The 21,304-nt window shown below is 64.3% G+C and carries 15 protein-coding genes; 13 read left to right on the top strand and 2 right to left on the bottom strand.

The annotated features are described in order from the left end of the window. The first annotated feature begins 1 nt into the window (after position 1). From A5785_RS12410 to A5785_RS12355, 12 genes are all read left to right on the top strand, one after another. Positions 2-808, top strand: a complete 807-nt coding sequence (locus tag A5785_RS12410; protein ID WP_005209182.1) for an MlaE family ABC transporter permease — start codon at positions 2-4, stop codon at positions 806-808. Between the two features lie 2 nt (positions 809-810). Next, complete coding sequence (locus A5785_RS12405) at positions 811-1,683, top strand: MlaE family ABC transporter permease (protein WP_005209184.1); 873 nt, start codon at positions 811-813, stop codon at positions 1,681-1,683. 3 nt (positions 1,684-1,686) lie between these two features. After that, positions 1,687-3,024, top strand: a complete 1,338-nt coding sequence (locus tag A5785_RS12400; protein WP_049698689.1) for an MCE family protein — start codon at positions 1,687-1,689, stop codon at positions 3,022-3,024. Then, on the top strand, positions 3,021-4,100 hold the full coding sequence (locus A5785_RS12395) for an MCE family protein (protein WP_049698690.1): 1,080 nt from the start codon (positions 3,021-3,023) through the stop codon (positions 4,098-4,100). The genes A5785_RS12400 and A5785_RS12395 overlap by 4 nt, the downstream gene beginning before the upstream one ends. A gap of 2 nt (positions 4,101-4,102) precedes the next feature. Beyond that, complete coding sequence (locus A5785_RS12390; RefSeq protein ID WP_005209189.1) at positions 4,103-5,158, top strand: MCE family protein; 1,056 nt, start codon at positions 4,103-4,105, stop codon at positions 5,156-5,158. Next, positions 5,155-6,471: an MCE family protein gene (locus A5785_RS12385; protein WP_049698691.1), complete on the top strand. Its 1,317-nt coding sequence runs from the start codon at positions 5,155-5,157 to the stop codon at positions 6,469-6,471. Before A5785_RS12390 ends, A5785_RS12385 begins: the two co-directional genes overlap by 4 nt. Further along, entirely contained in the window at positions 6,471-7,805 is a 1,335-nt protein-coding gene (locus A5785_RS12380; RefSeq protein ID WP_049698692.1) for an MCE family protein, read from the top strand. The genes A5785_RS12385 and A5785_RS12380 overlap by 1 nt, the downstream gene beginning before the upstream one ends. Continuing rightward, positions 7,806-9,083: an MCE family protein gene (locus tag A5785_RS12375; protein WP_064866754.1), complete on the top strand. Its 1,278-nt coding sequence runs from the start codon at positions 7,806-7,808 to the stop codon at positions 9,081-9,083. It begins immediately after the preceding gene. 81 nt (positions 9,084-9,164) lie between these two features. Then, complete coding sequence (locus tag A5785_RS12370) at positions 9,165-9,797, top strand: hypothetical protein (RefSeq protein ID WP_064866752.1); 633 nt, start codon at positions 9,165-9,167, stop codon at positions 9,795-9,797. After that, on the top strand, positions 9,797-10,876 hold the full coding sequence (locus A5785_RS12365; RefSeq protein WP_064866750.1) for a hypothetical protein: 1,080 nt from the start codon (positions 9,797-9,799) through the stop codon (positions 10,874-10,876). Before A5785_RS12370 ends, A5785_RS12365 begins: the two co-directional genes overlap by 1 nt. A gap of 460 nt (positions 10,877-11,336) precedes the next feature. Further along, positions 11,337-14,834 carry a DNA-directed RNA polymerase subunit beta gene (gene rpoB, locus A5785_RS12360; protein WP_049699013.1) on the top strand — a complete coding sequence of 1,166 codons (3,498 nt, stop codon included), beginning with the start codon at positions 11,337-11,339 and terminating at the stop codon, positions 14,832-14,834. 79 nt (positions 14,835-14,913) lie between these two features. Further along, on the top strand, positions 14,914-18,870 hold the full coding sequence (locus A5785_RS12355; RefSeq protein ID WP_064866748.1) for a DNA-directed RNA polymerase subunit beta': 3,957 nt from the start codon (positions 14,914-14,916) through the stop codon (positions 18,868-18,870). A 196-nt stretch (positions 18,871-19,066) separates the two neighbouring features. On the opposite strand, the gene A5785_RS12350 is transcribed toward A5785_RS12355, so the two are convergent. Beyond that, positions 19,067-19,438, bottom strand: a complete 372-nt coding sequence (locus A5785_RS12350; protein WP_064866746.1) for a VOC family protein — start codon at positions 19,436-19,438, stop codon at positions 19,067-19,069. A 193-nt stretch (positions 19,439-19,631) separates the two neighbouring features. After that, a complete protein-coding gene (locus A5785_RS12345) occupies positions 19,632-20,285 on the bottom strand; it encodes a TetR/AcrR family transcriptional regulator (RefSeq protein ID WP_231894170.1) in 654 nt (217 codons plus the stop codon). 234 nt (positions 20,286-20,519) lie between these two features. Here A5785_RS12345 and A5785_RS12340 point away from each other — a divergent pair, with 234 nt between their 5' ends. After that, positions 20,520-21,299: an ABC transporter permease gene (locus A5785_RS12340; RefSeq protein WP_005206518.1), complete on the top strand. Its 780-nt coding sequence runs from the start codon at positions 20,520-20,522 to the stop codon at positions 21,297-21,299. The last annotated feature ends 5 nt before the right edge of the window (positions 21,300-21,304 follow it).

Raw genomic sequence — 21,304 nt, 5'->3', positions numbered from 1 at the left:
TATGACGAATGCCACCACGCGTGGCGTCGACAGAATCGCGCGGGCCGGTGAAGGTGCACTCGCCCAGACAGGCAATATCGTCCAGCTTTTCGTCGATGTAGCACGCCAGACTTTCGTGCGCCCATTCCAGTGGCGCGAGTTCATTCAGCAGGCATGGTTCATCGCCAGCGTGACGATCCTGCCGACTGCCCTCATCGCGATCCCGTTCGGCGCCATCGTGTCTCTGCAGACCGGTTCGCTGATCAAGCAGCTCGGAGCGGAGTCGTATACCGGCGCCGCGTCGGTGCTGGTCGTCATCCAGCAGGGCTCGCCGCTGGTCACCTCGCTGTTGATCGCGGGTGCAGCAGGCTCGGCGGTTGCCGCCGACCTCGGATCGCGGACGATTCGCGAAGAGATCGACGCGATGGAGGTGCTGGGAATCAACCCCATTCAGCGCCTCGTCGTACCTCGTGTGCTCGCGATGGTGTTGGTTGCGATCCTGCTCAACGGTCTGGTCGCCGTCGTCGGTATCGGTGGTGGCTACTTCTTCAACGTGGTCGTCCAGGGCGGAACGCCGGGTGCGTATCTCGCGTCATTCGGTGCGCTGGCCCAGCTTCCCGACCTCTGGATCTCACTCCTCAAAGCAGCCATCTTCGGTGTGATCGCGGGCGTCGTGGCGTCGTACAAGGGACTCACCCCGAAGGGCGGACCCAAGGGTGTCGGTGACGCGGTGAACCAGAGTGTCGTCATCACCTTCCTCCTGCTGTTCCTGGCCAACCTGATCATCACTGCGGTCTACCTGCAGATCGTCCCGCCGAAGGGGAGCTGACCATGGCCGGTGGAGTGACTATCGCCAAGAGCCGCCCCGAGTACTACATGTACGAGGCGCGCAAACAGCTCGGCAAACCGCTGAAGCTGCTCGACGGTGCGGGCGAGCAGATGTCCTTCTACGGACGCACGCTCGCGTGGATTCCGCGCACCCTGGTGCACTACACGCGCGAGGTCTTGCGCATTCTCGCCGAAGTGGCGTTCGGTTCCGGCGGTCTCGCCGTGATCGGCGGCACCGTCGGCGTGATGGTGTTGATGTCGGGGTTCACCGGCGTCGTGGTCGGTCTGCAGGGCTACGCCGCGCTCGACCAGATCGGCTCGCAGGTACTCACGGGCTTCTTGTCGGCGTACGTCAACACCCGAGAGGTCGCGCCGCTGGTCGCAGGTCTCGCGTTGTCGGCGACGGTCGGCTGCGGTTTCACGGCCCAGCTCGGTGCCATGCGGATCTCCGAAGAGATCGACGCGCTCGAGTCGATGGCCGTCCCGTCGATCCCGTTCCTGGTGTCGACGCGTGTCATCGCAGGCTTCATCGCGGTCATCCCGCTGTACGTCCTGGGACTGTTATCGGCGTACTTCGCCTCGAGAGTGGTGACGACTGTCTTCAACGGACAGTCCGGCGGCTCGTACGACCACTACTTCAACCTGTTCCTACCGCCAGAAGACGTGTTGTGGTCGTTCGGCAAGGTGCTGGTCTTCGCGTTCGTGATCATTCTCGTGCACTGCTATTACGGCTACTACGCAAGTGGTGGCCCCGCGGGTGTCGGCGTGGCCGTCGGACACGCGGTTCGAGCGGCGTTGGTCCTCATCGCCGTGCTCGACTTCTTTCTCGGCCTCGCCATCTGGGGGACGACGACGACTGTGAGAGTGGGGGGCTAGGCGATGACAGTGATTCGTCGCCGGTTGCTCGGACTGGTGTTCTTCATCGTGGTCGCACTGTTCTTCACGCTCACGATCATGAAATTCAACAAGGACTTCACGACGTTCACCGACGTCACGCTGAAGACCGACTCCGTGGGTAACGCGCTACCGACGAATGCTGACGTGAAAGCGCGCGGCGTCCTCGTCGGCGAGGTGCGCGACATCGAACCCGCAGGAAATGGCACGGTCAACGTGACGCTCGGCCTCAAGCCCGAGATGGCCGCGCAACTGCCTGCTGACACCACCGCGCGCATCCTGCCCAAGACGCTGTTCGGTGAGCGCTACGTCGCACTTCAGGTGCCCGAGCAGGCGTCGGGTCCGACGCTGGCCAACGGCGCGACGATCCAGACCGACACGAGCGGCAACGCGAAAGAGGTCCAGGATCTCCTCGACCGTCTGCTGCCTGTCCTCGACGCGATCCCGCCGCAGGACCTCAACGTGACCCTGACCGCGCTTTCTCAGGCGCTCTCGGGTCGCGGTGAGCAGATCGGTACGACGCTCGAAGAGCTCAACACCATCTTCGGTCGTCTGTCGACACCGAAGAATCTCAACTCGCTCGAGGGCACGTTGCAGGGCCTCGCGTCGTTCTCGAAGACCTATTCGACGGCGTTGCCCGACGTCATCGACGCGCTCGACAACTTCCGCACGACCAACAAGACGATCGTCGATCGTCAGGGCGATCTGCGGACGTTGATCGCAACGCTCGGAACCGCGTCGACCGACACGACCAACTGGTTGCAGCAGAACGGCAACAACCTCGTCGATCTCGTCACCGACTCGGAGCCGTTCCTGACCGGACTCGCCAAGCAGTCGCCGACGTTCGTCTGCGCCTTCCACAACTTCGCGACGCTGATCCCGGAATCGGAGAAGATCGTCGGAAAGGGCACCAAGAATCCCGGTGTGCGCGTGAATCTGCAGTTCGTCAATCCGCGCGGTCGCTATCTGCCCAACCAGGACGAGCCGCGGTTCTTCGACCAGGATGCCCCGGCTGTCTGCTACGACCCGCCGACCAACGGCCGCCCGTTCCCGCAGTACCCCGGCGGTAGCCTCGCCGACGGCTCGTACCAGCCGCCGTCACGCAACCCCGGCCCGACGACTGTCCAGAAGCTGCCGCAACCGCAGTTCACGAAGACCCCTGTCGGGACAATCCGCGAGAACTCGTTCGACGATCCGACCTACCGGGCGCAGCTGAAGGTGATCTACGGCGCGGCCAGCGGGACCGAACCCGACGACGTGCCCACCTGGACCACCATGATCGGTGCTGCGCCACTGCAGGGAGCGCAGGTGCACATCAAATGAAGTCCATTGTGGGGCCGTTGACCAAGCTGATCGTCTTCGCTGTGGTCACCGTGGTCGCGACTGCGCTGCTCGCGCTGACCATCGCCAACATCGGTGGTGGGGCAGACAACGACTACAAGGCCGTGTTCTCCGACGCGTCGATGCTCAACAAGGGCGACGACGTGCGCATCGCCGGTGTGCGTGTGGGGCAGGTCAGCAACGTCGAGGTCTACGACAAGAACCGGGCACAGGTCTCGTTCAACGTCGACCGCCAGCTGCCCGAGGGTGCGCAGATCTACATCAAGTACCGCAACCTCACGGGTCTGCGTTACCTCTCGGTGGAGAAGGGTGCGGGCGATGCGTCGCAGACCGTGAACCCCGGCCACACCTTCGGCGCGAACCCGAACGAGAACAACACGCATCCCGCGGTCAACCTGACGCAGCTGTTCAACGGCTTCAAGCCGCTGTTCCGCCAGCTTCAGCCCGAAGACGTGAACAAGCTCTCCGACGAGATCATCAAGGTCTTCCAGGGTGAGTCGAGCAACGTGTCGAGCCTGATCAGCGATACTGCCGATCTGACCAACTCGATCGCCGACAAGGACGCCGTGATCGGCGACCTGATCACCAACCTGACCAAGGTTCTCGACACGGTCAACCGTAATGACGAGCAGTTCACCGCGCTCCTCGACAACACCGAGCAGTTGGTGACGGGCCTTGCCGCACAGCGCGGTTCGGTCGGTTCGGCGATCACGTCGGTCTCCAACCTGACAGCGGTCACGGCGTCGATCCTCACGTCGACGCGACCGTCCATCCAAGGCGACATCGCCGGCCTCAAGCAGGTGGCCGACCAGGTCAACAAGCGTCGCGACGACGTCGCGCAGATCCTGACCAACCTGCCGATCAAGCTCCAGAAGATCGGCCGTGCGGCGACATTCGGTTCCTGGTTCCAGTTCTATCTGTGCGGAATCGACGTCGTCGCAGGAAACGGCAAGTCGACGCTGCTGACGCAGCCGCTCGTCCCGCTTCCGTACATCAACCACGTCCTTTACACCAGCGCGGCAAGCCGTTGCTGGAAAGACAACCAGCCAGGGGGGTGAGCATGGCAGACGGAACAGCCCAGAAGAAGCCGGGGCACAAGCGATTCGGTGGGCATCGCAGCCCCGTCAGTATCGGTGCGATCGGTATCCTGATCCTGCTCATGATGGCGGTGTCGGCGTTCTACCTGACCTCGTTGCCGCTCGTCGGTGCGGGTGCCCAGTACACGGCCAAGTTCACCGAGGCCGCCGGGCTGCGCAAGGGCGCCGAGGTGCGCGTCGCGGGCGTGAAGGTCGGTGAGGTCAGCGACGTCTCGCTCGACGGAAACCGCGTCGACGTGAAATTCCGCGTGACCAACACGTGGATCGGCGATCAGACGCAGGCGTCGATCCAGATCAAGACGGTGCTGGGGCAGAAGTATCTGTCGCTCAATCCCCGTGGCAGCAAGATCGCCGACCCGAGTGTCGCGCTCACCGATACGGTGTCGCCCTACGACGTGATCGAGGCGTTCTCCGACGCCGCCGACTCGGTCGAGACCTTGAACACCGATCAGCTCGCGACGTCGATGAAGGCGATCTCCGACACGTTCTCCGGAACGTCGGGCGATGTCGGACCTGCGCTCGAGGGCGTCACGCGTCTGTCGCAGACGATCGCCAGCCGCGACCAAGAGGTGCAGAAGCTTCTCGAGGCGACCAAGAGCACGTCGAAGATTCTCGCCGATCGCAACCAGGAGTTCGTGAAGCTGATCGCGGGTGCAGGCCAGTTGCTCGACGAGCTCAACAACCGCCAGAAGAACATCTCGGCGCTGCTGAAAACGACGACGGCACTGAGTGATTCGCTGAGTGGGATCGTTCGGGACAACGAGGCTCAGATCGGCCCGGCGCTCGACTCGCTGAAGGGTGTCAACGATCTGCTCAAGGAGCAGAACAAGAACCTTCAGGACACGATCACGTACATGGCGCCGTTCTATCGGCTCTACGCGAACGTGCTCGGCAACGGTCGGTGGTTCGAGTCCGTGGTGACCAACCTCCTGCCGCCTGCGCTGCCGCAGCAGAACACGACGCGCCTGCCCAACAAGCAGGCGAACCAGAACAACGGTGGAACGGAGGCAACCGGATGACCACCCCGGATCTGTCCAAGACCTCCGGTCCCGGACGTTGGTTCACCCCACGCCACATCGTGATCATCGTGCTCGGGTTGATTCTCGCGCTGATCGTCGCCGGTGCGCTGTGGTGGGTCTTCAGCTCGATGGGGACCACCAAGATTAACGCGACGTTCGCGCGGACCGTCGGTATCTACAAGGGTTCCGACGTCCGGGTTCTCGGCGTGCCCGTCGGCAAGGTCGACTCGGTCACCCCCGACGGCCAGACCGTCAAGGTGACGATGACCGTGAACCGCGGCGTCGACCTCCCCGCCGACGTGCGTGCGGTTCAGGTGATCCCGTCAGTGGTCGCCGACCGTTACGTGCAGCTGACGCCCGCCTATTCGGGTGGCCCGAAGGCGCCGCGAAACATCACGCTGACCGAGAAGCAGACGATGGTTCCCGTCGAGGTCGACAAGATCTACGAGAGCGTCGAAAAGCTGTCGAAGGCGTTGGGTCCCAACGGAGCCAACAAAGACGGCGCGGTCAGCGACCTCGTCGCGGTCGGCGCGCAGAACCTCGAGGGCAACGGCGCCAAGCTCGGCGATGCCATCGAGAATCTGTCCAAGGCGACGACGACGCTGTCGGACTCGCGCGGCAACATCGTCGACACCGTCAACAACCTCGACGTGTTCGTCGGAGCGTTGAAAGAGAACGACTCCCAGGTACGCCAATTCAACAACCAGATGGCGTCGTTCAACACGTTCCTCGCGGGGGAGCGGCAGCAACTGTCGGCCGCGCTGAACAAGCTGTCGATCGCGCTCGGCGACGTCGCGACGTTCGTCGCCGACAACCGCGAGCAGATCGGCCAGACCGTCAACGATCTCAAGCCGACGACCCAGGCGCTCGTCAACACTCAACAGAGTCTCAAGGAGACGCTGACCGTGCTGCCGCTGACGATCAACAACCTGATCAACGCGTACGACGCGGAGTCGGGCACGATCGCCATGCGTCTCACGCTGCCGGACCTGCAGGACCCGACACAGTCGACCTGTCAGTTCCTCGACCTCGGTGCGCTGCTACCGGGCAATCCCGCGGCAGATCAGTTCAGCGACACGCTCAAGCCGTTCATCAACCAGTGCAAGACGATCGGCAAGCAGATCACCAACAACGTGCTCACCCCGATCCTGCCGGTGTTGCCGTTCGGCATCATGAGCAACAACAAGCTGCAGAAGTACCCGGTGCCGGGAACCGTTCCCGGGACACCCGACCCGCAGGCGAACCCGGGACCGGCGACCAAAACGCCGGCATCGGCGAAGCCGTCGGCCACACCACGGTCGGGAGGTAACTGATGACTCGGCGTCTCGGTGAGTTCGTTCCGCGCGCGTGGCGTGGGGTCATCGCCGCGGTGGTGGTGCTGACAGCGGTGCTGACGGTCGCGGGCTGCGGGTCGAATGGTATCCAGTCGATCCCGCTGCCCGGCGGCGTCGACGTCGGCGACAACCCGCGCACCTACAAGATCCAGTTCTCGAACATCCTCGACCTGGTTCCGCAGTCGGTGGTCAAGCGTGACGGTATCCCCGTCGGGCGTGTGACCAGCGTCGAGATCCCGAAGAACGAATGGTTCGCGCTGGTCACCGTCAAGGTGAAGAACGACATCGACCTGTCCGATCAGGCCGGCGCGGCGGTGCAGCAGACGTCACTGCTCGGCGAGAAGTTCGTCGCTCTGACAGAGCCTGCGAACAGTGCGTCGTTGCCACGCCAGGACCAGTCGACGGCGATCCCGCTGGATCGCACTCGTACCGCAACCGATATAGAGCAGGTGCTCGGTGCGCTGTCGATGCTGCTCAACGGTGGTGGGATCAACCAGCTCGAACCGATCGTGACCGAGCTCAACAAGGCGCTCGACGGTCGCGCCGACAAGGTGCACGACCTGATCGGCAACGCCAGTTCGCTCGTGGCAGGTCTCAATCGCCAGCGCGACTCGATTCTCGCGGCGATCGACGGCCTCGACAGGTTGTCGGACAGGGCCGCGGCGCAGACGACGCAGATCGACCGCATCCTCAAGGAACTGCCTGCAGGTGTGGCGGTGCTCGAGGAGCAGCGTCCGCAGTTCGTCGACCTGCTGACCAAGCTCGACAAGCTCGGACAGGTCGGCACCGACGTTCTCGGACGATCGCACGATGCGTTGATCACCGATCTGAAGGCGCTGCGTCCCGTGCTCACAGAGCTCGCGAAGGCTGCCCCGGATCTCATCACCGCGGCACCGCTGATGCTGACGCACCCGTTCCCGGATTCGTTGCTGCCTGCTGTTCAGGGCGACTCGACGAACCTGTTCATGACGCTCGACCTGCGGCTGTTGAACCAGCTCGAGGCGTTGGGAGTCGGACAGGGCACGCCGAAGTACCAGCCGTCGCAGCGTCACAGCGTTCCGGTGAATCAGAGCAACCCGTACATCAACGGGAACGGCCCGCGCTACGGCTGGCCGACCATCACGTTGTTGCCGCCCGCTCCCAATGCGACACCGGGTCCGAACACACCACCGTCGGGTGGCCGCTATCCGGCATCGGCGACGGTCCCGCGCGGCAGTGGGGCGTCGGCGGCCAAACCCGCCAACTTCCCGGCGCCGGCGTCGAGTGACCAGAGGTTCATCGATGGTCCGCTGAAACTCCTGGGGGTCGGATAGATGATCAGCAGACTCGCGAAGATCCAGCTCATCTTGTTCGTGGTCGTCGGCCTGGTCGCGATCGCCTTTGTCGGCGCCAAGTACGCACGACTCGACAAGACGGTCGGCATCGGCACGTACACGGTGACGGCGTCGCTGAAGGATTCGGGCGGCATCTTCACCAATGCCGAGGTGACCTACATGGGCATCCCGGTCGGTCGTGTCGGCAAGCTCGAGCTGACAAAGACCGGAGTGAACGTCGCACTCGTCATCGACTCGAACTCGCCGCAGATCCCGGCGGATTCGGTGGCGGTGATCGCGAACCGTTCGGCGATCGGTGAGCAGTATGTCGACCTGCAACCGCAGTCGACGGGCTCGCCCTACCTGGCCGACAACTCGACGATCACGCGGTCGTCGGTTCCACCACCACTCGAAGACGTCGTGTCGTCGGCGATCGACTTCACGCAGTCGATCCCGATCGACGACCTGCACACGGTCATCACCGAGCTGGGCAAGGCGTTCAACGGGCAGTCCGAGAACCTGACGCGGCTCGTCGACTCGCTCGGCAAGCTCTCGCGCGCAGGTGTCGACAACCTCGACCAGACGATCTCGCTGATCAACAACGCGAACGTCGTGCTGGCGACGCAAGCCGAGCAGTCCGATCAGATCCTCGCCTGGTCGCGCAGTCTCGACCTGGTCACCGCGACGCTCGCGGCGTCCGACCCGGACCTGAGGCGATTGCTCACCACCGGAACGACGTCGGCGACGCAGATCTCGAATCTGATCCAGAAGAACGGCGGCGACATCGGCAAGGTCGTCGGTCAGCTCTCCGAGGTTGCACGCACGATCCAGCCCGCCGGCTACATGACGAACGGAACGTTCGCGATGCTGTCGGCGCTGTCGGCGGGTAGCCATTCACCTGCGCCCGGCGATGGCCAGATCCACTTCGGCATCGTGCTCGAGACCAATAACCCGCCGGCATGTACGCGTGGTTACGAGTCGACCGACGCCATGATCGACAACATCCGTAAGAAGGACCCGACATTCGACATCCGCTACGACGAGTTCCCGTTCAACACGCAGGCGTCCTGCAACGTCCCGTTCGGAAATCCGACCGGTGTGCGCAGCGCCAAGCGCGTGGAGTACGCGAACCCGAACACACCTCAGCCCTGGGATTCGACCCCGAAGAAGGATCCGGACAAGCTCAACCTGACGCCGCTGGCCACGCAGTTGGCGGCGATGATGGGCGTCCGTCCGGTGAAGCCGGGTGGGTTCGGCACCGACGGATTCGGTGGCTGACCGGCGGGAGCGCCGCGTCGTCGACGATGTGTGTCGATCGAATTGGCTCTCTCTCAGGTGTGCTCGCTACAGTGACGCCCGATGACCACCATGACTGACCCGACACAGGCGTCGGAGCCGACGAACGCCAACGACGGCACATGGCGCAGCCACCCGCTCGTCGGCGTGCTCGCCATCGTCGCGGTGCTTGTCGCCGCTGCGTGTGTCGCTTTCTTCGGCTACCGCGCCTACGAGGTGTACTTCGTCGAGAAGCCGATCCAGACCGCGCGCGACGAGGCGGTGTCGGGTGCCGAGCAAGCGATCATCAACGTCACGACCGTCGACCCGAAGAACACCGCTGACTGGAAGCGTCGCGTCGACAGCTCGTTGACCGGCAAAGCCAAGGAGCAGATCACCGCTCAGGACGTGACGACGCTCAATCAGCAGATCACGCAGGCGGGGCCGCAAGCCGCGACGCTGACGTCCCGGCTCAAGCGGTCGGCTCCGACCGAGGTCAACGCCGACGCCGGCACGGCGAAGGTGCTGATCTACGTCGACGCCACGGCCAAGCGGGCCAACGAGGCCGGCGTGACCCAGACGATGGGCTTCTCGGTCACCATGACGGACGTGGACGGCACCTGGAAGGCGTCGAACATCTCTCCGCTGGACGGGATCAACGTAGAGGAGCCGGGACAGTCGGGCTCCGGTAATCAGCAACAGGGAGGGGGGAACTGATGGCACGCCCACCGCGTAAGCCGGGCAACGGCCCGTCCCGTCGACCCTCCGCATACCGGCCACGAGTCGCCGGCCGCGGCCGTACCTCGGCCGCCGGCGACCCGCAGACGCCCGAAACCACGGAGACCCCGGAGGTCGCGGAGACCACCCGGAGTCCGGAGACTACGGGGATTCCCGAGGTCGCTGAGACTTCGCCGGTCGACGCCCCGGCCGCCGAGAGCGCAGACGCCGAAGCCGTCGAAACGGCCGAGGCTGCTGAGAGCACCGACGTCGCTGACAACAGCGCAGAGAGCGCCGAAGCAGCCGAAAAGGCCGAGGCCGCTGACACAACGGATGCCGCCGAAACCACGGAAGCCGCTGAAACCACTGAGGCCGCCGAAACCACCGACACCGGCCCGTCGCTCGAGAAGTCCGACTCCGACGTCGCGGAGGCACGTCCGACCGCGAAGACCCGACGTGTCGCACGCGTCTCGACGATCAAACCCAACACCGCAGCGTCGCAAAGTACGACGACGCCGGTGTCGACGGATCAGGCCTCGAAACCACGCAGGGGCGCTTCACCGTCGTCGTTTGTGAAGCTGAGCCGTCGCACGTTGACGGTTCTCGGCATCATCACGGGCGTGCTCGCGATCGCCGCGATCGTGCTGGCAGTCCACCCGGGCGCGACAATCGGTTCGAACAAGGCATTCATCGACCAGGCAGCGACCAGCGAACTGGTGTCCCAGGCCCAGACCAAGGTCTGCACGGCCAACTCCGCCAACGGAACGAAGTTCGACGAGTGGTCGAACAACGCGAGGTCGGGACTGACAGGGGAGGCGCTCGCACAGTTCAACAAGCAGGTCGCGCCCCTCAAACAGGTCATGGAGCAGGCCAAAGCCACCACCGACTGCCAGATCGACGCGATCGGCGTGCGCGACCTCACCGGCAGCGGCGACGGTTCCCGCGCTGTCATCGTGGTCAACATGATCCTGTCCGGCACCCAGAACGGCGTACCGACACAGAGCCTCACCCCGCGCTACCAGGTGAACATGGAGAAGCACGGCGACTCGTGGCTCATCGCCAAGGTCGCAGATATCTGAGTCGCCCGACCGCGGCTCCTCGTCGTGCAAAACTGCCCAGCGCGGCCATGTGGCCAGCGCGTGTTCTACGCGCGTCGTGATGCTGAACAGTCGACGCTTTGACCCCCTCGACGCGGCATCACGCAGGTGAGGCGCTAATTTTCTTACACAAATTGGCGCGTACCGCTTGACGTGGCGGCGTTGGCGGGCCAATCTGTGACCAGCGATTGCAGCGCGGGCAGCCACCAGTGCGAAATCGTTTCCAGACGCTACTTGACAAAGTGCGTCTATTTTCTGCTACAGTTGGACGTTGCGCTGGCTGCCTCCTGTCCATCTGTCGATTCTCCTTCTGGCCACATTCTCCTCTGGTGTGTGCATGGTGATCGCGATCGAAGGTTGTCACCAGCGAACGGCCCACCAAGCCACTTAGCGCTTGTTGCACACACCGCTAGGCAGAACCCTCGTGTTGGAAGGACGCACCTTGGCAGTCGATCGCCAGTCCACCTCAACCACCATCCCGAATGCGCCGCACCGCGCATCGTTCGCGAAAATCAGCGAGCCTCTGGAGGTACCGGGCCTCCTTGATCTACAGCTCGATTCCTTCGAGTGGCTCGTCGGCTCCCCCGAGTGGCGCGCCAAGGCCATCGCCCGTGGCGAAGAGAACCCCGTCGGCGGTCTGGAGGACATCCTCCACGAACTGTCGCCGATCGAGGACTTCTCGGGCTCGATGTCGCTTTCCTTCTCCGACCCTCACTTCGACGAGGTCAAGGCCTCCGTCGAGGAGTGCAAAGACAAGGACATGACCTACGCGGCGCCCCTGTTCGTCACCGCGGAGTTCATCAACAACAACACCGGTGAGATCAAGTCGCAGACCGTCTTCATGGGCGACTTCCCGATCATGACCGACAAGGGCAGCTTCATCATCAACGGCACCGAGCGTGTCGTCGTGTCTCAGCTCGTCCGTAGCCCAGGCGTCTACTTCGACGCCTCCATCGACAAGGCCACCGAGAAGACCCTCCACACCGTGAAGGTCATCCCGGGCCGTGGCGCATGGCTGGAATTCGACGTCGACAAGCGCGACACCGTCGGTGTGCGCATCGACCGCAAGCGTCGTCAGCCGGTCACCGTGCTGCTGAAGGCTCTCGGCTGGACGAACGAAGAGATCAGCGAGCGTTTCGGGTTCTCCGAGATCATGATGTCGACCCTGGAGAAGGACAACACCGCCAACCAGGACGAGGCGCTGCTCGAGGTCTACCGCAAACTACGTCCGGGCGAGCCCCCGACCCGCGAGTCGGCCGAGAACCTCCTCGAGAACCTGTTCTTCAAGGAGAAGCGCTACGACCTCGCCCGCGTCGGCCGCTACAAGGTCAACAAGAAGCTGGGCCTCACCGACAACCCGATGACGGGCGAGTCGGTCCTCACCCGCGAAGACATCGCCGCGACCGTCGAGTACCTCGTGCGTCTGCACGATGCCGACCCGCACACCGTGTCGTTCTCGCAGGTCGCCGGACCCGACAGCCTCGAGGTTCCGATCGAGGTCGACGACATCGACCACTTCGGCAACCGTCGTCTGCGCACCGTCGGCGAGCTCATCCAGAACCAGATCCGCGTCGGACTCTCGCGTATGGAGCGCGTCGTGCGTGAGCGCATGACGACCCAGGACGTCGAGGCGATCACCCCGCAGACCCTGATCAACATCCGTCCCGTCGTGGCGGCGATCAAGGAGTTCTTCGGAACGTCGCAGCTCTCGCAGTTCATGGACCAGAACAACCCGCTGTCGGGTCTGACGCACAAGCGTCGTCTCTCGGCTCTGGGCCCGGGTGGTCTGAGCCGTGAGCGTGCGGGCCTCGAGGTCCGCGACGTCCACCCGTCGCACTACGGCCGCATGTGTCCGATCGAGACCCCTGAGGGTCCGAACATCGGTCTGATCGGTTCGCTGTCGGTGTACGCACGGGTCAATCCGTTCGGCTTCATCGAGACGCCGTACCGCAAGGTCGTCGATGGCGTCGTCAGCGACGACATCCAGTACCTGACCGCGGACGAGGAAGATCGCTTCCTCATCGGCCAGGCGAACACCAACTTCGACCTCAACGGAACCATCACCGACGATCGCGTGCTGGTCCGTAAGAAGGGTTCGGAGGTCGAGTTCGTCGGCGCGAGCGACGTCGAATACCTCGACGTCTCGCCGCGACAGATGGTGTCGGTCGCTACCGCGATGATCCCGTTCCTCGAGCACGACGACGCGAACCGCGCCCTGATGGGTGCGAACATGCAGCGTCAGGCCGTGCCGCTGGTCCGTAACGAGTCGCCGCTGGTCGGCACCGGTATGGAGCTGCGTGCGGCGGTCGACGCCGGCGACGTCATCGTCTCGGGCAAGACCGGTGTGATCGAAGAGGTTTCCGCCGACTACATCACCGTGATGGCCGACGACGGCACCCGCGACACCTACCGGATGCGCAAGTTCGCCCGTTCCAACCACGGCACGTGCGCCAACCAGCGCCCGATCGTCGACGAGGGACAGCGCGTCGAGGCAGGCCAGGTCCTGGCCGACGGTCCGTGCACCGAGAACGGCGAGATGGCACTGGGCAAGAACCTGCTCGTGGCGATCATGCCGTGGGAGGGTCACAACTACGAGGACGCCATCATCCTGAGCCAGCGGCTCGTGGAGGAGGACGTGCTCACCTCGATCCACATCGAGGAGCACGAGATCGATGCCCGCGACACCAAGCTCGGGGCCGAGGAGATCACGCGTGACATCCCGAACGTCTCCGACGAGGTCCTCGCCGACCTCGACGAGCGCGGCATCGTGCGTATCGGTGCCGAGGTCCGCGACGGCGACATCCTGGTCGGCAAGGTCACCCCGAAGGGCGAGACCGAGCTGACCCCGGAAGAGCGTCTGCTCCGCGCGATCTTCGGTGAGAAGGCTCGCGAGGTTCGCGACACGTCGCTCAAGGTGCCTCACGGTGAGACCGGCAAGGTCATCGGCGTCCGCGTCTTCAGCCGCGACGACGACGACGATCTCGCACCCGGTGTCAACGAGCTGGTCCGCGTGTACGTGGCCCAGAAGCGCAAGATCCAGGACGGCGACAAGCTCGCAGGCCGCCACGGCAACAAGGGCGTCATCGGCAAGATCCTCCCGCAGGAGGACATGCCGTTCCTGCCCGACGGCACCCCTGTCGACATCATCCTGAACACCCACGGTGTTCCGCGTCGTATGAACATCGGTCAGATCTTGGAGACCCACCTCGGGTGGATCGCCAAGACCGGCTGGAACATCAACGTCGCGAATGGTGTGCCCGACTGGGCGTCGAAGCTGCCCGAGGACATGTACTCGGCCGAGCCCGACACCAACACCGCAACCCCGGTGTTCGACGGCGCCCGCGAGGAGGAGCTGACCGGACTGCTGTCCTCGACGCTTCCGAACCGCGACGGTGAGGTCATGGTCAACGGCGACGGCAAGGCGATGCTGTTCGACGGTCGTTCCGGCGAGCCGTTCCCGTACCCGGTGTCTGTCGGCTACATGTACATCATCAAGCTGCACCACCTGGTCGACGACAAGATCCACGCTCGCTCCACCGGTCCGTACTCGATGATCACCCAGCAGCCGCTCGGCGGTAAGGCCCAGTTCGGTGGCCAGCGCTTCGGTGAGATGGAGTGTTGGGCCATGCAGGCGTACGGCGCTGCCTACACCCTGCAGGAGCTGCTGACGATCAAGTCCGACGACGTGGTCGGCCGCGTCAAGGTCTACGAGGCCATCGTCAAGGGCGAGAACATCCCCGAGCCGGGCATCCCCGAGTCGTTCAAGGTGCTCCTCAAGGAGCTGCAGTCTCTCTGCTTGAACGTCGAGGTGCTGAGCTCCGACGGTGCGGCGATTCAGATGCACGACACCGACGACGAGGATCTCGAGCGCGCAGCCGCCAACCTCGGCATCAACCTGTCGCGCAACGAGTCGGCCACTGTCGACGACCTCGCGAACTGATCTCGCTGCCGCCGGTCACGGAGTTTCCGTGACCGGCGGCCAACGGCCCTTTATTGACAGAGCTCTGGAAAGGTAACAAGTGCTCGACGTCAACTTTTTCGACGAACTGAAAATCGGTCTTGCAACGGCCGACGATATCCACAACTGGTCGTACGGCGAGGTCAAGAAGCCGGAGACCATCAACTACCGCACGCTCAAGCCCGAGAAGGACGGCCTGTTCTGCGAGAAGATCTTCGGACCTACTCGCGACTGGGAGTGCTACTGCGGCAAGTACAAGCGCGTGCGCTTCAAGGGCATCATCTGCGAGCGCTGCGGCGTCGAAGTCACCAAGGCCAAGGTGCGTCGTGAGCGGATGGGCCACATCGAGCTGGCCGCACCGGTCACCCACATCTGGTACTTCAAGGGTGTCCCGAGCCGCCTGGGCTACCTGCTCGACCTCGCGCCGAAGGATCTCGAGAAGATCATCTACTTCGCCGCATACGTCATCACCTCGGTCGACGACGAGCTCCGCCACAACGAGCTCTCGACGCTCGAGGCCGAGATGGAGGTCGAGAAGAAGGCCGTCGCCGATCAGCGCGACGCCGACCTCAACGAGCGTCAGCAGAAGCTCGAGGCCGACCTCGCCGAGCTCGAGGCCGAGGGTGCCAAGGCCGACGTGCGCCGCAAGGTGCGCGACGGTGGCGACCGCGAGATGAAGCGGATGCGCGACGCAGCACAGCGTGAGCTCGACGCTCTCGAAGAGCTGTGGGACAAGTTCGTGAAGCTCTCCCCGGGCGATCTGATCATCGACGAGAAGCTCTACCACCAGCTGCAGGACCGCTACGGCGAGTACTTCACCGGTGCGATGGGCGCCGAGGCGATCAAGAAGCTCCTCGAGACCTTCGACATCGACGCCGAGGCCGAGTCGCTGCGCGAGACCATCCGCAGCGGTAAGGGTCAGAAGAAGCTGCGCGCGCTCAAGCGACTCAAGGTCGTCGCGGCGTTCCAGCAGTCGGGCAACTCGCCGCTGGGCATGGTCCTCGACGCTGTGCCGGTGATCCCGCCGGAGCTGCGTCCGATGGTGCAGCTCGACGGTGGCCGCTTCGCGACCTCCGACCTCAACGACCTCTACCGTCGTGTGATCAACCGCAACAACCGCCTCAAGCGACTGATCGACCTCGGTGCTCCCGAGATCATCGTCAACAACGAGAAGCGGATGTTGCAGGAGTCTGTCGACGCCCTGTTCGACAACGGCCGCCGCGGCCGTCCGGTCACCGGACCGGGCAACCGTCCGCTCAAGTCGCTGTCCGATCTGCTCAAGGGCAAGCAGGGTCGTTTCCGTCAGAACCTGCTCGGTAAGCGCGTCGACTACTCGGGCCGTTCGGTCATCGTCGTCGGCCCGCAGCTCAAGCTGCATCAGTGTGGTCTGCCCAAGCTGATGGCTCTCGAGCTGTTCAAGCCGTTCGTGATGAAGCGTCTCGTCGACCTGAACCAGGCGCAGAACATCAAGAGCGCCAAGCGCATGGTCGAGCGTCAGCGCCCGGCCGTGTGGGACGTCCTCGAAGAGGTCATCGCCGAGCACCCCGTGCTGCTCAACCGTGCTCCGACGCTGCACCGCCTGGGTATCCAGGCCTTCGAGCCGCAGCTCGTCGAGGGCAAGGCCATCCAGCTGCACCCGCTCGTGTGTGAGGCGTTCAACGCCGACTTCGACGGTGACCAGATGGCCGTGCACCTCCCGCTGAGTGCGGAGGCGCAGGCCGAGGCGCGCATCCTGATGCTGTCGTCGAACAACATCCTGTCGCCCGCGTCGGGTCGCCCGCTGGCCATGCCGCGTCTGGACATGGTGACCGGTCTGTACTACCTGACCACCCTCAAGGAGGGCGCGGCAGGCGAGTACACGCCGGCAACCGACGACGACATCGAGCGCGGCGTCTACTCGAGCCCGGCCGAGGCCATCATGGCCGTCGACCGCGGTGCGCTCACCGTGCAGTCGCGCATCAAGGTGCGTCTGACCGATCAGCGTCCGCCTGCCGACATCGAGGCCGAGCAGTTCCCGGATGGCTGGAAGTTCGGTCAGCCGTGGGACGTCGTGACGACGCTGGGTCGCGTGCTCTTCAACGAGCTGCTCCCCGTCGAGTACGCGTATGTCGACGAGCAGATGCCGAAGAAGCGTCAGGCCGCGATCATCAACGATCTCGCCGAGCGCTACCCGATGATCGTCGTCGCACAGACCGTCGACAAGCTCAAGGACGTCGGCTTCTACTGGGCCACTCGTTCGGGTGTCACCGTGTCGATGGCCGACGTGCTCGTGCCGCCGGCCAAGGCGGAGATCCTCGAGCGTTACGAGGAGCGGGCCGACGGACTGGAGCGCAAGTTCCAGCGTGGTGCCCTCACCCCGGACGAGCGTCGTGATGCTCTGGTCGAGATCTGGAAGCAGGCCACCGAGGAAGTCGGTAAGGCCATGGAGGACTACTACCCGGACGACAACCCGATCACCATGATCCCGAAGTCCGGCGCGACCGGAAACATGACCCAGGTGCGAAACCTGTCGGGCATGAAGGGTCTGGTGACGAACCCGAAGGGTGAGTTCATCCCGCGTCCGATCAAGTCCTCGTTCCGCGAGGGTCTGACCGTCGCCGAGTACTTCATCAACACGCACGGTGCTCGTAAGGGTCTGGCCGACACCGCACTTCGTACGGCCGACTCGGGTTACCTGACCCGTCGTCTGGTCGACGTGAGCCAGGACGTCATCGTCCGCGAGACCGACTGTGGCACCGAGCGCGGCATCAACGTGTTGCTCGGCGAGAAGCAGCCGGATGGTTCGATCATCCGCGACGCGCACGTCGAGACCTCGGCGTACGCCCGCACCCTGGCCGCCGACGCGGTCGACGAGAACGGCAACGTCATCGTCGAACGTGGTCACGACCTCGGCGATCCGGCCATTGAGGCTCTGCTCGCAGCAGGCATCAACCAGGTCAAGGTCCGTTCGGTCCTGACCTGCGCGACCGGCACCGGCGTCTGCGCCATGTGCTACGGCCGTTCGATGGCGACCGGCAAGCTCGTCGACATCGGCGAGGCCGTCGGTATCATCGCGGCCCAGTCGATCGGTGAGCCCGGTACCCAGCTGACGATGCGTACGTTCCACCAGGGTGGCGTCGGTGACGACATCACCGGTGGTCTGCCGCGTGTCCAGGAGCTCTTCGAGGCGCGCGTACCCAAGGGTGTCGCACCGATCGCGGAGGTCTCCGGACGGATTCGCCTGGAGGACGACGACCGCTTCTACAAGATCACGATCATCCCCGATGACGGATCGGAAGAGGTTGTCTACGACAAGATCTCGAAGCGTCAGCGTCTGCGTGTCTTCAAGCACGACGACGGCTCCGAGCGTCTTCTCGCCGACGGCGACCACGTCGAGGTGGGCCAGCAGCTCATGGAGGGTTCGGCGAACCCGCACGAGGTGCTGCGCGTCATGGGTCCGCGTCAGGTGCAGGTGCACCTGGTCAACGAGGTCCAGGAGGTCTACCGGAGCCAGGGTGTGTCGATCCACGACAAGCACATCGAGACCATCGTGCGTCAGATGCTGCGTCGCGTGACGATCATCGACTCGGGTTCGACGGAGTTCCTGCCCGGCTCGCTCACCGAGCGTGCCGAGTTCGAGGCCGCGAACCGGCAGGTCGTGTCCGAGGGTGGCGAGCCCGCCGCCGGACGTCCGGTCCTCATGGGTATCACCAAGGCCTCGCTGGCGACCGAGTCCTGGCTGTCGGCGGCGTCGTTCCAGGAGACCACGCGTGTCCTGACCGATGCGGCCATCAACAGCCGCAGCGACAAGCTGATCGGTCTGAAGGAGAACGTGATCATCGGTAAGTTGATCCCGGCTGGTACGGGCATCAACCGGTACCGCAACATCGAGGTCCAGCCGACCGAGGAGGCCCGCGCGGCCGCCTACGCGGTGCCGTCCTACGACGACACCTACTACAGCCCGGACGGCACCTTCGGTGCTCCCGCCGGCGCTGCGGTTCCGCTGGACGACTACGGTTTCGGCAGCGAGTACCGCTGATCGGCGGCAACCCGCTGATCGGCGGTAGCCCGCTGATCGAGCTCGCTCTCGCTGATCGAGCCTGTCGAGATCATCGCTGATCGGCGTTAACCGGCTGATCGAGCGGTAACCCGCTGATCGAGCCTGTCGAGATCACCGAAACGGCCCCGCACCTCGTGAGGTGCGGGGCCGTTTTGCGTTCCGATGCGTCGGACGCTCACTCGTAGCGGTAGGGCAAATACTGCACGTTCCAGTGGTTGCCGTCAGGATCGTCGAAGTAGACGAAGTGGCCCCACGACTGGACGTCGACCTCACTGGCGTCGACGCCGGCGTCGAGCAGCTCCTTGCGCGCAGCCTCGATGTCGGAGACGCAGAGCATCAGTGTTCCGGCGTTGGGTGGCGCGGCGTCGACGATGCCCCGGCCGAAAGCGATCGAGCAGCGCGAGCCGGGCGGTGTCATCTGCACAAACCTGATCTCGTCGGTGGGGGACGAGTCGTGGTCGGGGTTGAACCCGATCCTGGTGTAGAAGTCCTTTGCTCGATCGACGTCGGTGACGGGCAGAAACGCGACTTCCAGTGTCCAATCCATGATTGTGGCCTTTCAGGTGGGGCGCTTCGAGGTTCGAGCCGAGTGCCGATCACTCGACGAACCGAGCATCGCAGCCAATGCGGTCATATCGGGTCCGCAATAGAAACCCGGCGCCGCCCAGTCGACGCGACGAGACGCCCACTCGACGCCCCCGCTGATCGCGCGCAACCCCCGCTGATCGAGCTTGTCGAGATCACCAGAACATCGGGGCGAGGAACTTCGAGGCGTAGTCGCGCAGCGCGTCGGCGTCGTCGATGTCGACGGTGTGCGAGTCGGTGAGCGCGAACGACATGATCAACCGAAACAGTGTCTCCGACGCGAGCCGCAGGTCGGCGTCGGGCATGTTGGCGCCGGCGGCGCGCAGGGAGTCGACGATGCTCTGACTGAACTGCCCGACCATTTCCACCACGTACGGGCCGTCGAATCCGATGATCAGGTCGGCGGCGCCCGGCTCGTCGGCGAGTATTCGGGTGACGAGTTCATTGCTGCGAGCACGCGTGATGGACACCTGGAACCCCTCGATCACCGCCTCGCGCGGGTCGAGGTCGCGAACAGCCTGTTGCATCTCGGAGAAGAAGTCCCTGCGCAGTTGCAGCACGACCTCGGCCAGGAGCGCATCCTTGCTGGGGAAACGGCGATACAGCGTGCTGCGGCTGACGCCTGCGTCGCGGGCGATGCGGTCGATGTTGGCTCGACGGACCCCGGAGCGCACGAACTCCGACGACGCCGCGTCGATGATCCGACGCTCCTGTTCCTCGGCGCGTCGACGACGCGACGCACCCAGCATCGTCATCGCCGAACCCGCGTGGGTCGACGACGCGGTCGAGGCTGAGCCTACTTCTGACACTCGTGAACCATAACTCACTCCAACGTTTCACGATCTCAAACACTCGACACCGACGGTATCGAGCATCGAGCGTGCGACGAGCTCGTGTTTCTGCAGTTGAAAGCGGATCTATAAATGAGTGTGTGACAGCGGACACATGGATATGTGATACTCGCCTCGGCGCGAAGAATGAAACCGGGATGTCTGATACGTCCCAAAACCAAACAAGTGCTTGATTGACTATGGGGGTTGCGCGTGCCGATGGCGCAGAGTGTGCAGGGCTTCGGCCGCACGGTCAGGCTGGGCGTGCGCACCTCTGTCATCGCGACCACCGACATCGTTGGCGGCAGGTTCCCGATCCGCGAGGCGACCGTTCAGGCGTGGTTCCTGCTCAGCATCACGGTTTTGCCGGCCCTGCTGATGGCCGTACCGTTCGGAGTGATCATCGCCGTGCAGATCGGCGGCCTCACCAGCAACCTCGGCGCAACCTCGATGGCCGGAGCCGTCGGCGGCATGGGCGTCATCCAGCAGGGCGCGCCGATGGCCGCGGCACTTCTACTCGGTGGTGCAGGGGCGTCGGCGATCACGGCGGATCTGGGAGCTCGCACGGTCCGCGAGGAGATTGACGCGATGCGAGTCCTCGGCATCGATCCCACGCGCCGGCTCGTCGCACCGCGGATGGTCGCGATGGTGCTGGTCGCCCCGGTTCTCTCGATCCTGATCATCGTGATCGCGGTGGCCGCGAGCTTCATCGTGGCGATCGTCGGACAGGGGGTCATCGCGGGCTCGTATTGGCAGTCGTTCGGCAGCTACGCGTCGACCACGGACCTCTGGATCTGCCTTGGTAAGTCGGTCATCTTCGGTTTCGTCGTGGTGGTCATCGCGAGCAGACGAGGGCTCGAGGCCGCCGGGGGTGCCCGCGGCGTCGCCGACGCTGTCAACGCGGCCGTCGTGCTCGGCATCGTCGCGTCGATGGTGATCAACGTGATCATCACCCAGGTCACGACGCTCTTCATCCCGCCGCAGGTGATCTGACATGG

Source organism: Gordonia sp. 852002-50395_SCH5434458 (assembly GCF_001665905.1).
GTDB classification, from domain to species: Bacteria; Actinomycetota; Actinomycetes; order Mycobacteriales; family Mycobacteriaceae; genus Gordonia; species Gordonia jacobaea.
This window is presented reverse-complemented; position numbering and strand designations above follow the sequence as displayed.

Excerpts from the sequence above, each read along its gene's own strand:
- A5785_RS12410 (WP_005209182.1), top strand. The coding sequence starts at position 2 with ATGACGAATGCCACCACGCGTGGCGTCGACAGAATCGCGCGGGCCGGT.
- A5785_RS12405 (WP_005209184.1), top strand. The coding sequence starts at position 811 with ATGGCCGGTGGAGTGACTATCGCCAAGAGCCGCCCCGAGTACTACATG.
- A5785_RS12400 (WP_049698689.1), top strand. The coding sequence starts at position 1,687 with ATGACAGTGATTCGTCGCCGGTTGCTCGGACTGGTGTTCTTCATCGTG.
- A5785_RS12395 (WP_049698690.1), top strand. The coding sequence starts at position 3,021 with ATGAAGTCCATTGTGGGGCCGTTGACCAAGCTGATCGTCTTCGCTGTG.
- A5785_RS12390 (WP_005209189.1), top strand. The coding sequence starts at position 4,103 with ATGGCAGACGGAACAGCCCAGAAGAAGCCGGGGCACAAGCGATTCGGT.
- A5785_RS12385 (WP_049698691.1), top strand. The coding sequence starts at position 5,155 with ATGACCACCCCGGATCTGTCCAAGACCTCCGGTCCCGGACGTTGGTTC.
- A5785_RS12380 (WP_049698692.1), top strand. The coding sequence starts at position 6,471 with ATGACTCGGCGTCTCGGTGAGTTCGTTCCGCGCGCGTGGCGTGGGGTC.
- A5785_RS12375 (WP_064866754.1), top strand. The coding sequence starts at position 7,806 with ATGATCAGCAGACTCGCGAAGATCCAGCTCATCTTGTTCGTGGTCGTC.
- A5785_RS12370 (WP_064866752.1), top strand. The coding sequence starts at position 9,165 with ATGACCACCATGACTGACCCGACACAGGCGTCGGAGCCGACGAACGCC.
- A5785_RS12365 (WP_064866750.1), top strand. The coding sequence starts at position 9,797 with ATGGCACGCCCACCGCGTAAGCCGGGCAACGGCCCGTCCCGTCGACCC.
- A5785_RS12350 (WP_064866746.1), bottom strand. The coding sequence starts at position 19,438 with ATGGATTGGACACTGGAAGTCGCGTTTCTGCCCGTCACCGACGTCGAT.